This window comes from Stenotrophomonas sp. MYb238, assembly GCF_009496535.1.
In the GTDB taxonomy this organism is placed as follows: domain Bacteria; phylum Pseudomonadota; class Gammaproteobacteria; order Xanthomonadales; family Xanthomonadaceae; genus Stenotrophomonas.
Genome location: NZ_WIDL01000042.1, coordinates 1 through 13,013, shown reverse-complemented (window position 1 = coordinate 13,013; position 13,013 = coordinate 1). Strand labels below are relative to the sequence as shown.

The 13,013-nt window shown below is 70.6% G+C and carries 12 protein-coding genes and 1 tRNA gene; 3 read left to right on the top strand and 10 right to left on the bottom strand.

The window, feature by feature from the left end; all coding sequences use genetic code 11:
* The 4 genes from CQ393_RS17765 to CQ393_RS17750 all read right to left on the bottom strand — a co-directional run bounded on the left by CQ393_RS17765 (position 1) and on the right by CQ393_RS17750 (position 3,039).
* Positions 1 to 77: transfer RNA gene (locus CQ393_RS17765), tRNA-Pro, on the bottom strand.
* Positions 78 to 137: 60 nt separating this feature from the next.
* Positions 138 to 248, bottom strand: a complete 111-nt coding sequence (cydX, locus tag CQ393_RS17760; RefSeq protein WP_153193630.1) for a cytochrome bd-I oxidase subunit CydX — start codon at positions 246 to 248, stop codon at positions 138 to 140.
* A gap of 43 nt (positions 249 to 291) precedes the next feature.
* Positions 292 to 1,443, bottom strand: coding sequence for a cytochrome d ubiquinol oxidase subunit II (gene cydB, locus CQ393_RS17755; protein ID WP_153193628.1), 1,152 nt, complete (start codon positions 1,441 to 1,443; stop codon positions 292 to 294).
* Positions 1,444 to 1,458: 15 nt separating this feature from the next.
* The gene (locus tag CQ393_RS17750; RefSeq protein ID WP_153193626.1) at positions 1,459 to 3,039 is read right to left on the bottom strand and encodes a cytochrome ubiquinol oxidase subunit I; all 1,581 of its coding nucleotides are present in this window, start codon (positions 3,037 to 3,039) and stop codon (positions 1,459 to 1,461) included.
* Positions 3,040 to 3,232: 193 nt separating this feature from the next.
* Between CQ393_RS17750 and cydD the strand changes: the two genes are divergently transcribed.
* The 3 genes from cydD (at position 3,233) to CQ393_RS17735 (ending at position 7,848) form a co-directional block, all read left to right on the top strand.
* On the top strand, positions 3,233 to 4,936 hold the full coding sequence (gene cydD, locus CQ393_RS17745) for a thiol reductant ABC exporter subunit CydD (protein ID WP_228114657.1): 1,704 nt from the start codon (positions 3,233 to 3,235) through the stop codon (positions 4,934 to 4,936).
* Complete coding sequence (gene cydC, locus CQ393_RS17740; protein WP_153193622.1) at positions 4,933 to 6,621, top strand: thiol reductant ABC exporter subunit CydC; 1,689 nt, start codon at positions 4,933 to 4,935, stop codon at positions 6,619 to 6,621. The genes cydD and cydC overlap by 4 nt, the downstream gene beginning before the upstream one ends.
* 111 nt (positions 6,622 to 6,732) lie before the next feature.
* Positions 6,733 to 7,848 (top strand): alpha/beta hydrolase, encoded by a 1,116-nt coding sequence (locus tag CQ393_RS17735; protein ID WP_153193620.1) that lies wholly within the window; start codon positions 6,733 to 6,735, stop codon positions 7,846 to 7,848.
* Between the two features lie 43 nt (positions 7,849 to 7,891).
* Here CQ393_RS17735 and CQ393_RS17730 read toward each other — a convergent pair whose 3' ends face one another.
* The 6 genes from CQ393_RS17730 to CQ393_RS17705 form a co-directional block, all read right to left on the bottom strand.
* Positions 7,892 to 8,743 (bottom strand): DNA ligase, encoded by an 852-nt coding sequence (locus CQ393_RS17730; RefSeq protein ID WP_153193618.1) that lies wholly within the window; start codon positions 8,741 to 8,743, stop codon positions 7,892 to 7,894.
* Between the two features lie 106 nt (positions 8,744 to 8,849).
* The gene (locus CQ393_RS17725) at positions 8,850 to 9,971 is read right to left on the bottom strand and encodes a homoserine O-acetyltransferase (protein ID WP_153193616.1); all 1,122 of its coding nucleotides are present in this window, start codon (positions 9,969 to 9,971) and stop codon (positions 8,850 to 8,852) included.
* Between the two features lie 178 nt (positions 9,972 to 10,149).
* Positions 10,150 to 10,857 (bottom strand): class I SAM-dependent methyltransferase, encoded by a 708-nt coding sequence (locus CQ393_RS17720; RefSeq protein WP_343200031.1) that lies wholly within the window; start codon positions 10,855 to 10,857, stop codon positions 10,150 to 10,152.
* Between the two features lie 22 nt (positions 10,858 to 10,879).
* Complete coding sequence (locus CQ393_RS18380) at positions 10,880 to 11,905, bottom strand: tetratricopeptide repeat protein (protein WP_153193611.1); 1,026 nt, start codon at positions 11,903 to 11,905, stop codon at positions 10,880 to 10,882.
* A complete protein-coding gene (locus CQ393_RS17710; protein WP_153193609.1) occupies positions 11,899 to 12,351 on the bottom strand; it encodes a cytochrome c-type biogenesis protein in 453 nt (150 codons plus the stop codon). Before CQ393_RS17710 ends, CQ393_RS18380 begins: the two co-directional genes overlap by 7 nt.
* Positions 12,348 to 12,953, bottom strand: coding sequence for a DsbE family thiol:disulfide interchange protein (locus tag CQ393_RS17705; RefSeq protein WP_153193607.1), 606 nt, complete (start codon positions 12,951 to 12,953; stop codon positions 12,348 to 12,350). Before CQ393_RS17705 ends, CQ393_RS17710 begins: the two co-directional genes overlap by 4 nt.
* Positions 12,954 to 13,013: the final 60 nt, after the last annotated feature.

Sequence of the window (13,013 nt, the reverse complement as noted above, 5' to 3'; positions counted from 1 at the left end):
TGGTCGGGGAGACAGGATTCGAACCTGCGACCTCTACGTCCCGAACGTAGCGCTCTACCAGACTGAGCTACACCCCGCGAAGGAGGCGGAAAGATACTCTCCGGCACGCATTCTTGCAATACCGGAAAGCGCGATCGCTATCGCTTCGTTTCGATCCTGCGCTGTTCGCGGGCCTCGAACCACATGCCGTTGAGGATGGCGACGGTGGAAGCCAGGCCGACACCGAGTATCCAGGCGAAGTACCACATGGGAAGACTCCTTCAGAAGGCGCGCGATGGGCGCGCGTGGTGGTCAGTACGCATTCGGGTTGTCGCCCATTTCGTCCAGCGTGGTCTTGCCCTTGAGCACGCGGTACACCCACAGCGTGTAGGCCACGACGATGGGCAGCAGCAGCGCGGTGGCCAGCAGCATCACCCACAGGGTCAGGTGGCTGGAGGAGGCGTCCCAGGCGGTCAGGCTGGAGCCGGGCTGGCTGGAGGAGGGCAGCAGGAACGGGAACAGCGCGAAGCCGACGGTGAGGATGATGCCGGCGATCGAGGCGCCCGATGCGACGAAGGCCAGGCCGCCGCGGCGCGCGCGCAGCAGCAGCGCGGACGCCAGCGCGCCGAGCAGGCCCGCGGCCGGCGCCAGGATCGTGGCTGGCATGGTCGTGTAGTTGTGCATCCAGCCGCCGGCGCCGGTGACCTGGACGGTCTTCAGCAGCGGATTGCTGGCACCGTCGGTCACCACCTGCGAGGTGATGGCATAGCCGGGCAGGCCCAGCGCGACCCAGGCGCCGCCGGCGGCGAACAGCACGAAGCTGGCCAGCGCGGCGATGCTGCCCAGGCGCGCGGCGCGTTCGGCCACCGGGCCGTCGGTCTTGAGCACCAGCATGGCCGCGCCGTGGGCGACCAGCATCGCCACGCTGAGCAGGCCGGCAAGCAGCGCGAACGGCGTCAGCAGGCCGAAGAAGCCGCCGGTGTAGAACACGCGCTGGCTGTCGTCGAAGTGGAACGGCACGCCGAGCAGCACGTTGCCCACGGCCACGCCCATGATCAGCGCCGGCACGAAGCCGCCGACGAACAGGGCGCGGTCCCAGTTCTCGCGCCAGGTCTGGCTGGGCAGCTTGCCGCGGTACTTGAAGCCGACCGGGCGCAGGATCAGCGCGAACAGGATCAGGAACATCGCCAGGTAGAACCCGGAGAAGCTCACCGCGTACAGCGGCGGCCACGCGGCGAAGATCGCGCCGCCGCCGAGGATCAGCCACACCTGGTTGCCTTCCCATACCGGGCCGACGGTGTTGATCACCAGCCGGCGTTCGTCGTCGGTCCGCGCCACGAACGGCAGCAGCGTGCCCACGCCCAGGTCGAAACCGTCCATCACCGCAAAGCCGATCAGCAGCACGCCCAGCAGCAGCCACCAGATCACGCGCAGCGTGGTGTAGTCCAGAAGAATGAAGTCCATGGGAGTCTCCTTGCCTCAGGCCTGGCCGGACGCTGGCGCGGCGGCGTGCGGGGATGCCGGCGGCTGCAGCGAGGGCAGGATCGCGTCCGGGCCCTTGGCGATGGCCTTCAGCATCAGCTTGATCTCGATGATCATCAGCACCGTGTACAGGGCGACGAAGCCGGTCAGGGTCAGCAGGATCTGGTGCAGCGCCAGGCCCGAGGCCGCGTAGAAGGTGGGCAGCACGCCGTCCACCGCCCACGGCTGGCGGCCGTACTCGGCGACGAACCAGCCGCACTCGATCGCGATCCACGGCGCCGGCAGCGTCCACAGCGCGATCTTCAGGAAGGTGCGCTTGCTCTGGAAGTTGTTGCGGCACGAGTAGTAGAACGCCACCGCGAAGAAGGCGATCAGGTAGAAGCCCAGCCCGGCCATGACGCGGAAGGTCCAGAACAGCGGCATCACGGTCGGCACCGTGTCCATCGCCGCGCGCGAGATCTCCTCCGGCGTCGCGTTGAGGATGTCGTCGCGGTAGCGCTTGAGCAGCAGGCCGTGGCCCAGGTCCTGCCAGTGGCGGTCGAACATCTCGCGCGCCTGCATATCGTTGCGGTCGGCGCGGATGCGTTCCAGCGCGCCATAGGCCAGCTGGCCGCCGCGGATGCGGTGTTCGGCGCGCTCGACCAGTTCCAGGATGCCGGGAATGGGCTGGTCCAGCGAGCGGGTCGCGATCAGCCCCATCAGGTAGGGAATCTTGATCGCGTAGTCGTTGCGGTGGGTTTGCTGGTTGGGAATGCCGAAGGCGGTGAAATCGGCCGGCGCCGGCTCGGTCTCCCACATGGCCTCGATCGCGGCCAGCTTCATCTTCTGGTGCTCGCTGGCGGCATAGCCGCTCTCGTCGCCCAGCACCACCACCGACAGCGAGGACAGCAGGCCGAACGCGGCGGCCACCGCGAACGAGCGGCGCGCCACGTCGTGGTGCCGGTTGCGCAGCAGGTAGAAGGCGCTGATCGACATCACGAACACCGCGCCGGTGACGTAGCCGGCCGAGACCGTGTGCACGAACTTGGCCTGCGCCACCGGGTTGAACAGCACCGCCATGAAGTCCACGACTTCCATGCGCATGGTTTCGGGGTTGAACACCGCCCCGACCGGCAGCTGCATCCAGCCGTTGGCGATCAGGATCCACAGCGCCGACAGGTTGGTGCCCAGCGCCATCAGCCAGGTGACCGTCAGGTGCTGCACCTTGCTCAGGCGGCTCCAGCCGAAGAAGAACAGGCCGATGAAGGTGGCTTCCAGGAAGAACGCCATCAGGCCCTCGATGGCCAGCGGCGCGCCGAAGATGTCGCCGACGTAGTGGCTGTAGTACGACCAGTTCATGCCGAACTGGAATTCCATGACGATGCCGGTGCCCACGCCCATGGCGAAGTTGATGCCGAACAGCACGCCCCAGAACAGCGTCATGCGCCGCCAGACGTCCTTGCCGGTCATCACGTAGACGCTTTCCATGATCGCGATCAGGAAAGACAGTCCCAGGGTCAGGGGAACGAACAGGAAGTGGTACATCACTGTCAGCGCGAACTGCAGGCGCGACAGATCTACGACGGTCGTGTCGATCATGGCCTGGCTACCTTTCGGGTTTGGTGCATCATGGGGGCGATACGGGGGAAGTGTTGTGAATTCTCGGTAATGAATGGTGATCCCGCCCTTGACCTGGATCAATGCGACATGGCGTCGCAGCGGTGAACGTGCGGCGCGCGGATGCGATCATGCGCGCGCCGATGAATCGATCCTTCCCTGCAGGTTGCCCGTCTTGAGTGAGGCTTCACCCCCGGCCGACGCCGCGCGCCAGCAGCGCCGCCGGCATGAGCAATGGCTGTCCGCGCTGGCCGGGACGGTGCGCGGGCGGCAGCGGGTCGCGGCGCTGGCGGCATGCCTGTCCGGCGCACTGCTGGTCGCGCAGGCCGGCGCGGTCGCCTGGCTGATCCAGGGCGCGCTTGTCGAGCATCGCCCGCTCGCGCAGCTGGGCCCGGCATTCGGCGCGCTGGCGCTGGTCCTGTTGCTGCGCAGCGCGCTGGGCGGCCTGTCGCAGAAGGCCGCCGGCGAAGTGGCCGACGCCGCGCGCCTGGCGCTGCGTGGCCAGGTCTACCGGCGCCTGCTCGGCAAGGGGCCGCTGTGGCTGCGCCGGCAGCGCAGCGGCGAACTGGGCGAACTGCTGCTCGCCCATGGCGACGCCATCGAGGGCTACTACGCCGGCTACCAGCCGGTGCGCGTGGAGGTCATGGTGGTGCCGCTGCTGATCGTCGCGGCGGTGGCATGGGTCGACTGGACCGTGGCCCTGATCCTGCTGTGCACCGGGCCGCTGGTGCCGGTGTTCATGATGCTGGTGGGCTGGGGCGCCGAAGCCGCCGGCCGCGAGCAGCTGCAGGAACTGGCGCGCATGGGCGGGCATTTCGCCGACCGCATCAAGGGCCTGGGACTGCTGCGCCTGTATGGACGCGGCGAGGACGAACTGGCCGGCGTCGCCGGCGCCGCCGAAGGCGTGCGCGTGCGCACCATGAAGGTGCTGCGCATCGCCTTCCTGTCCTCCACCGTGCTCGAGTTCTTCGCCTCGGTGAGCGTGGCGATGGTGGCGCTGTACCTGGGCCTGAGCTACCTGGGCATGCTGTCGCTGCATGCCACGGTGCCGACGCTGGGCACCGGCGTGTTCTGCCTGCTGCTGGCGCCGGAGTTCTACGCGCCGCTGCGGCGGCTGGCCGCGCACTACCACGACCGCGCCAACGCGCTGGCCGCCGCCGGCGAGGTCGAGCGCCTGCTGGAGGGCGGCGGCGAGCCGGCGGACGCCGCGACGCCGGCGGTGGCGGTGTGCGCACCGGAACCGGCGCAGGCGCATGCGCCGCTGCTGGTGGCCGAGTCGCTGGTGCTGCGCCCGGTGGGCGCCGGCCACGATGTGTTGACGGATTTCTCGCTGGACATCCAGGCCGGGCAGCGCCTGGCCCTGGTCGGTCCCAGCGGCAGTGGCAAGAGCACGCTGCTGGAGGCGCTGGCCGGCTGGTTGCCGCTGCGCGGCGGGCGCATCGCGCGGCGCGAAGGCGTGCGCGTGGGGTATGCCGGGCAGCGCCCGTATCTCTTCCATGGTTCCATCGCCGAGAACCTGCGTCTGGCCGATCCCGGCGCCAGCGATGCGCGGCTGCGCGCGGTGGCCGAGGTGGCGCAGGTGATGCGTTTCGCCGGGCAGTTGCCGCGTGGGCTGGACACGGTGATCGGCGAGCGCGGCTTCGGCCTGTCCGGCGGCGAGGCGCGGCGCATCGGGCTGGCGCGGTTGCTGCTGCGCGATCCGGACCTGCTGCTGCTGGACGAACCCACCGCCTTCCTCGATCCGCAAACCGAGGCCGACCTGCTGCGGTCGCTGGCCTGTTTCACCCGCGGCCGCGCGGTGCTGATGGCCACGCACAGCGCGGCGGCGATGCGGTGGGCCGATCGCGTGGTGCGGCTGCACGACGAGGCGCGCGCATGAGCGGCGACGATTCCCTGCGCGCGGTGTTCACGCGGCACCGCTGGCGCCTGCTGGGCGCGGTGGTGCTGCTGCTGGTGACGATGCTGGCCGGCGTCGGCCTGCTGGGGCTGTCCGGCGGCTTCCTGACCGCCGCCGCGCTGGCCGGCGCGCTGGGGGCGGGCGCCACGTTCAACTTCTTCTCGCCCTCGGCCGGAATCCGCACGTTGACCCTGGTGCGCATCGTTTCGCGCTACTTCGAGAAGCTGGTCGGCCACGACGCCACCCTGCGCATTGCCCGCGACTTGCGGGTCTGGTTCTTCCGGCGCGCACTGCCGCTGGCGCCGGCGCGCCTGGGCGGCACGCGCACCGGCGAACTGCTGGCGCGGCTGATGTCCGACATCGGCGAGGTCGACGGACTGCTGGTGCGGGCGCTGGGGCCGTTGCTCGCGCTGGCCGGCATCGCGCTGGCGGCGATCGCGGTCGCCGCGTGCATCCATTGGCCCGCGGCGGCGCTGCTGCTCCTGCTGTCGCTGCTGGTCGGCATCGGCGTGCCGGTGCTGGCGGTGCGCCACGGCGAGGCCGGCGAGGTGGAGCGTGCGCGTCATCGCGCCCTGTTGCGCACGTTGGCCTACGAGGGGCTGGAAGGCGCCGCCGACCTCACCGCCCTGGAAGCGCGCGAGGACTGGCGTGGCCGCGTCGATGCCGCGGCGCACCAGCTCGCGGCGGACGACCACCGCCGCCGCGGCCGCCTGATCGCCGGCAACGTGCTGCATTCGACCTGCGCCGGCCTGGGGCTGCTGGCGATGCTGTGGCTCGCGCTTTCCGCCTTCCAGCAAGGCAGGGTGGATGCGCCGCTGGCGGCCACGCTGGTGTTCCTGACCGTGGCGGTGCTGGAAGTCGCCGCCGGCTGCGGCCTGGCCTGGCAGGCGCTGCAGTCGGCACGCGTATCGGCGGCGCGGCTGCAGGCCATCGTCGAACAGCCGCCATCGGTGGCCGACCCCGCGCAGCCGCGGCCGTTGCCGGAAGAGGCCACGGTCTCGTTCGAGCGGGTGGTGTTCGCCTGGCCGGGGGAAACCCGCCCCCTGCTGGATGGCATCGACCTGCAGCTGCGGCCCGGCGAGCGCATCGCGATCCGCGGCGACAGCGGCTGCGGCAAGACCACGCTGTCGGCCCTGCTGCTGCGGCTGTGGGATCCGCAGCACGGGGCGGTGCGCTACGGCGGCGTGGACCTGCGCGAGGTGGCGCAGGACGACTGGCATCGGCGCATCGCCTGGTTGCCGCAGGGCGCGCCGGTGTTCGCCGGCAGCATCGCCGACAACCTGCGGCTGGGCGATCCGCAGGCCGACGAAGCGCGGTTGTGGGCGGTACTGGAACAGGTGCGGCTGGGCGACTGGGCGCGACGGCAGGGCGGGGTGTCGGCATGGGTCGGCGAGAACGGCGCCACCCTGTCCGCCGGGCAGGCGCGCCGCCTGGCGATGGCGCGCGCGCTGTTGCGCGACGCGCCGCTGATGGTGCTCGACGAGCCCACCGAAGGCCTGGACGTGGATACCGCCGACGCGCTGCTCGTCGATCTGGCCGCCGCGCTGGGATCGCGCAGCCTGCTGGTGATCACCCATGGCCATCTGCCGCAAGGCGTGGTGCATCGCCAGTACCGCCTGCAGCAGGGCCGCCTGCGGCCCGGGACGGACGACAGCGCGCTGGAGTGAGCGGCCGGCCGCGTCAGCGGCGCGCCGCGCAACAGCGCGCGCGCCATCGCCAGGCGGCCCGCCGTTCGCATGGTTGTTACCATGCGTGTCCGCTTCCGCACGGTACCGATCATGCGCACCCCGCTTTTCCCGCGATGCTTCCTGCTGCTTGCCACGCTGCTCCTGGCCGGGACCTGCGTCGCCGCGCCGGCCCCGGCCGTGGCGCCGTCCAGCCGCGCGGAGGCCACCAAGATCGTCGCCGACATGCGCCGCGTCGTTACCGATGAAGGCGTCGAGCGGCTGGAGAAGGTGCGTATCGGCGGCATCGAGCAATGGGTGTCGATCCGCGGCAACGACCGCCGCAATCCGGTGCTGCTGATGCTGCACGGCGGCCCGGGCTGGGTGGCCATGCCGGGCAGCTGGTACTTCCAGCGCGGCTGGGAGGAATATTTCACCGTCGTGCAGTGGGACCAGCGCGGCGCCGGCAAGACCTACGTCGAGAACGGTCCGGCGACGCTCGCGCCGACGATGACGCGCGAGCGCATGGTCCAGGACGCGGTGGAGATGGTCGCGTGGCTGCGCCGCGAGTTCGGCCAGGACAAGGTCTTCGTCCTGGGCCATTCCTGGGGCAGTTACCTTGGCCTGGAACTGGCACAGCGCAAGCCGCAGTGGCTGCATGCCTATATCGGCATCGGGCAGATCACCGATGCGCCGGAAAGCGAACGCCGGGGCTGGGCGTGGACGCGGGAACAGGCGCGCCGCGACGGCAACGCGGCCGCCGTCGCCGAGCTGGAATCGCTTGCGCCCTACGCGGCGGGCAACACGCCGGTGCCGCTGGCCGACCTGATGAAGCAGCGCAGGTGGCTCAACCACTATGGCGGCATGGTCCACAACCGCCGTGGTGGCGACGCCGAGGCGGCGGCGATCCGCCTGTCGCCGGAGTACAGCGACGCGGACGTGGCCGGCGTATGGGCCGCCAACGATTTCTCGGTCCAGCATCTGCTCGCCGAAGTGCTGACGCTGGACATGGGGCAGGTACGCACGCTGGATTGCCCGCTGCTGCTGTTCCTGGGACGCCACGACTACAACGTGTCCTCGAGCCTGGCGGCCGAGTGGTTCGAGCGCGTGCAGGCTCCATCGAAGCAGCTGGTGTGGTTCGAGGATTCCGCGCACGAGGTGATGAACGAGGAACCGGGCAAGACCCTGGTGTCGCTGGTGCGGTACGCGCTGCCGCTTGCCGGAAAGTAGTTTCCGGCGGGCCGGTCGAGGCTGATGGTGCGCGCCGCGCGCATCAGTCGCCATTGCCCGGGGGCAACTCTTCGCGCACGCGCAGGAACCGCGCGAACCGTGGCAGGCCGTTCGTGGTCGCGCCGTTGTAGCGGTAGGTGACCACGCTGCCGATGGGCGGCGGCGCCATGCGCTGGGCGTCCTTGAAGCCGCTGCCGATGCGGAAGCGCGCGCCGTCGGCGCGTTCCACCAGCAGTGCGCCGAGCATGCCCGCGTATTTGCCCTTGCCGGGCAGGTGCGCGACCACGCGCGCCTCCGCGTCGTCCCACGGCTTGAGCTTGAGCAGGCCATCGCTGCGACCGGCGCGGTAGGGGTTGTCCTGGTGGTGCAGCATCAGGCCTTCGCCGCCGGCCGCCACGGTGACCGCCAGGTGGCGATGCAGCGTCGCGGTGTCGGCGATGCGCTGTTGTGCGATGAGCCCGAGCGTGGGCGAGGCGGCACGGGCGACCAGTACGCGCAGCGCCGCCAGGCGCTGGTCGAAGGTGCCGGCATGCCCGGGCAGGTCGAAGGCCATGAAACGCAGATTCCGCCAGCCGTCAACATCAGGCGGATGCAGGCGCACGGTGCCGCTGGCCTGCTCGAAACGGCCGCGGCCTGCCCACAGTTCGCCATCCAGCGGTTGTAGTGGCCAGCCGCGGGTGAATCCGTCCGGGGCATCGATGCGGTGGCCGGCGCGCGTCCACAGCGTGCGTCCGTCCCAGCGCGCACGCACGCCGTCGAGCTTCTCGCTCACCCAGTAGCGGGACACGTCCGGCCCGTCGCGCCATTGGCCGGCCAGCATCAGCGGAGGCGCGGCCGCCGCCGCGACCAGCGGCAGCAGCAACAGATACAGCAGCAGTGTCGGCAGGCGTCGCATGGTCCCTCCACGTGATGGCGCAGGGACAGCATGCGTGCACGGCGACGGCCGCTGGATCAGCCGTGGACGGAAAGGCGCGTAGGCAGCCGCGCCACCGCGCCGTCGGTCAACGGAGCGGCAGGGTGTCGAGGAAACCGCGTACCGCCGGGCCGTAACGGTCGTAGTCGACCAGGAAGGCATCGTGGCCCTGCGGCGAATCCATGCCGATGAACCGGGTGTCGGCGCCGCCGGCGCGCAGGCCGTCGGCGACCTGCTGCTGCTGTTCGACCGGGAACAGGATGTCGGTGTTGGCGCCGATGGCCAGTGCGCGCTGCACGCGGATCTTCGCCAGTCCCGCCATCACGTCGCCGTCGCCGTACTCGGCCAGGTCGAACCAGTCCATCGCGCGGCCCAGGTACAGGTAGCAGTTGGGATCGAAGCGGCGCACGAAGCGGCGCGCATGGCCTTCCAGGTAGCTTTCGACCTGGAACTCGAGGCCGAACGGATCGTCGTCGTTCTGCTCCGAATCCAGCCGCACGCGGCCGAAGCGGCCATCCCACTCCAGCGCCGAACGGTAGGTGATGACGCCGAGCTTGCGCGCCATGCGCATGCCCGATTCGGGGTAGTGCGCCTCGTCGTAGTCGCCGCCGTTCCAGGCCGGGTCCAGGCGGATCGCCTCGCGCTGCAGCGAGCGGATGGCGATGGAGAAGGGCAGCGCCTGCGCGCTGCCGGAGATGTTGATGTGGGTGCGGGCGATGCCGGGATGCCGCAGCAGCAGCGCCAGCGCGGTCATGCCGCCCATCGAGTTGCCGATCAGGCATGCCAGCTGCGCGATGCCGAGCGCGCGCACCACCGCGGCCGCGGCATCGGCGATGTCTTCCACCGACAGTTCGGGGAACGACAACCGGTAGGGTTCGCCGGTGGCCGGGTCGAGCGAGGCCGGGCCGGTGGAGCCCTTGCAGCTGCCCAGCGAATTGACGCAGACGACGAACCAGCGGTCGGTGTCGATCGGTTTGCCGGGGCCGAGCATCGGCTCCCACCAGCCCGGAGCGGTGTTGCCCGGATGGCTGGCGGCATGGGCATCGGGCGACAGGCCGGTGACGATCAGGATGGCGTTGCCGGCATCGTCGGCCAGCGTGCCCCAGGTCTCGTAGGCCACGCGCGCGCCGTGCAGCTGGCCGCCACGCTTCATCGGGAAGGGCGAGGCGAGCGCGTGGAAGCGGCTGCCTTCGGGGATGAACTCGGTCATCGGCCGATTCTACCGGCCGTGCGCCGATACGTGGACCTCACCTGATGCCCCGGTGTTATCAGGGCATGAGGCGTGGTTACCACGGCCGAAGGGGATGATGCCGGCGCACCCGCCGTGGAGTGTTTCCTGTCGGAACAGGATAGGCGCCGATACGCGCCGCTCGCCTGACCGGCGGGGCTCAGGGCGCGTGATTCCCGCGCCTGGACAGCCAGCCGTGGATCAGGCCGGCCTGGAAGAACGGCACGGGCGGCTGGAAACCGCCTGCGGCGATGATCGAGGCGATCCGGTCCGGCGGAAGTATCCCGACATCCCTAGCGTAAGCATCGCGTATGCGTTCCATGGCTTCGGCCGGAACATCGGCGGCGGCCATGAGGTTCGTCCATGCGCGCAGGAGCACGTCGTAGGCGGGCGAGGCCACATCCGAGGCCAGGTCGGAGCTTGCGAGGATTCCCCCGGGCGCAAGCCTACGCGCGATTTCCCGGAAGAATCCGGTACGGGCCGCCGGATCGAGAATGAACTGGGATACGAGCAAGCAGGTAGCCGCGTCGAAGCTGCCCGTGGCGGCGAGCGACTCCAGGTAGCCTTCATGGAAATGGCAGCGCGCCGAAACGTTTTCCCGGTCGGCCGCCTGGCGGCAGATGGCGAGCATCGCGCCGGAAGGCTCCACCGCGGTGAACTGCCAACCGGGGTGGTTCCGGGCAAGGTGCATCAATTCCGCGCCGGTTCCGACCCCGATACAGAGAATGCGGGCATCCCCAGGCAGTGTGGCGAAGGCCGAATCCAGCAGCAGGTGCAGGCAATCGCGGATCGGCTGGGTCCTGGCCCACTGCGCGTCGTAGCCGGCCGCCTGCTGATCGAACAGCCGCTTGATTTCGTCCTGGTTCACGGCATTCGCTCCGGCGGAGGAATCACGGCTGGCCGAGTGTGATGTGCAGTGGTTCACTCGCAGGGAGGGCGACCTTGACCGGTGCGGATTCCACATCGCCTTCCTGGCGCATCGCCGTGCCGCTGGCGGACAGGCGCGCGAACACTTCCACCTCGCCCAGCGCGGAAAGCTTCTGCGTCGGCATCGGGCTGTCGGCGTCGTCGAGCGTGACCGTCAGCGGCCCGGACTGCGCCGGGTGCCGCTCGACCGCGACCGGCATCGGCGGGCCGCCGGGAACGCGGGCGATGACGAACAGCGTGTCCTTGCCGGCGGCGACGCGGGCCTGCAGCGCGGGCGCCAGCGCGACCCGTACGGTGATGGCGTGGCTGCCCGCGGTGCCGGTGGCGGCAGGGGCGGGCGCGGCGGGTGTGGACGGCGGCAGGCCGGCGTCGGCGCGGGCGGCATCGATCTGCTCGCGCAGCGCGGCGGCGGCGTTGGGCTCCAGGCGCGGCAGCAGGCTTTCCCAGGTGCGCACGGCGGCTTCATCCTGGCCGCGCTGGCGCTGCACGATGCCGATCAGCCACAGGGCGCGTTCGCTGTCCGGCGCCACCTGGCGGGCGTGCTGCAGCCATTGCAGGCCGGTGTCGTCGAACAGCATCTTCGGATGCGCGCGGGCGCGCGCCTGCGCGGCCTCGATCAGCAGTTCGGGCTGGTCCGGCGCCAGCTGCAGCGCACGTTCGAACGAGGCGGCGGCATCGGCCATGCGTCCGAGCTCGAGCTGCGAACGGGCCAGCAGGACCCAGCCCTCGGTGCGTTCGGGGTGTTCGTCGAGCACGGCGCGCAGTTGTTCGACCGCCTGCTCCAGGCTCTGCGGGGCCTCGGCGCTGCGCGACTGCAGCGCGGCAGGCGTTCCCAGCCACAGGTACAGGCCCACGGTGGCCACCGCCATCGACGCCACCAGCGTGCCCCAGATCGCGCGCTTGCCGGCGCGCAGCAGCGGCCACAGCATGGCGCCGCCGGCGACGGCGGCCAGCAGCGCGGCCAGCGACAGGAAGACCGCCTTCACCATTCGCGTTCGTCCTGGTTGGCGTCTTCGGCGGCGGGTGCGGGCAGGACGCGTCCGCGCCGTTTCACGTGCACCAGCAGCAGCGCCGCGCCGGCCAGCAGCAGGATGCCCGGGCCCAGCCACAGCAGCAGGGTGCTGCCTTCCATGCGCGGGCGGTAGAGCACGAACTCGCCGTAGCGCTCGACCAGGAACTGCTTGATCTGCGCGTCGCTGCGGCCTTCGCGCATGAGGTGGAGGACCTCGCGGCGCAGGTCGTGGGCGATCTGCGCGTTGGAGTCGGCCAGCGACTGGTTCTGGCACTGCACGCAGCGCAGTTCGGCGGCCAGCGCGTGGAAGCGGGCTTCCTCGGCGCGGTCGCGGTACTGCAGCGGGGCCGGGTCGCCCATCGGCTGGGCCATCGCCAGCCATGGCAGGCACAGCCCCAGCAGCATGGCCGCCAGCCGTTTCATCGGGCGCTCTTCCCGCCGGCGCCGGCCTCGATCTTCTCCAGCGCCGGGATCAGCTGCCGGTCGAGCACGTCCTGGGTGATGGCGCCGCTGTACTTCCAGCGCACGATGCCGCTGCCGTCGACCAGGAAGGTCTCCGGCGCGGCGGCGATGCCCCAGTCCAGCGCGGTGCGGCCTTCCGCGTCGGCCACCACCACCATGTAGGGATTGCCCAGCTGTTCGAGCCAGCGCAGCGCGTCGGCGCGCTCGTCCTTCCAGTTGTAGCCGATCACGCGCACGCGCTTGGTCTCGGCGAAACGGGTGAGGATGGGATGTTCGTCGCGGCAGGTCGGGCACCAGCTGCCCCAGACGTTGAGCAGGTAGGGCGCGCCGCGCAGGTCGCGGCCGCTGACCTTGACGCTGGGGTCGTGCAGCACCGGCAGCGAGAAGTCCGGCGCCGGCTTGCCGATCAGCGCCGACGGCAGGCTGTCGCGGTTGGGCCGGTCCGAGCGGCTGACGCCGTAGAGCATCAGCCCGACCAGGCCGAGGAAGAACAGCGCGCCGATGATGACCGCGACGGGCGGCAGGCGGTGGGGCGGGTTCGAGGGAGGCGGGGTAGCGGACATCAGGGTTTCTCGGGCAGCCGGCGGAAGCGGCGGTCGACGGCGGTGACGAAACCGCCCAGG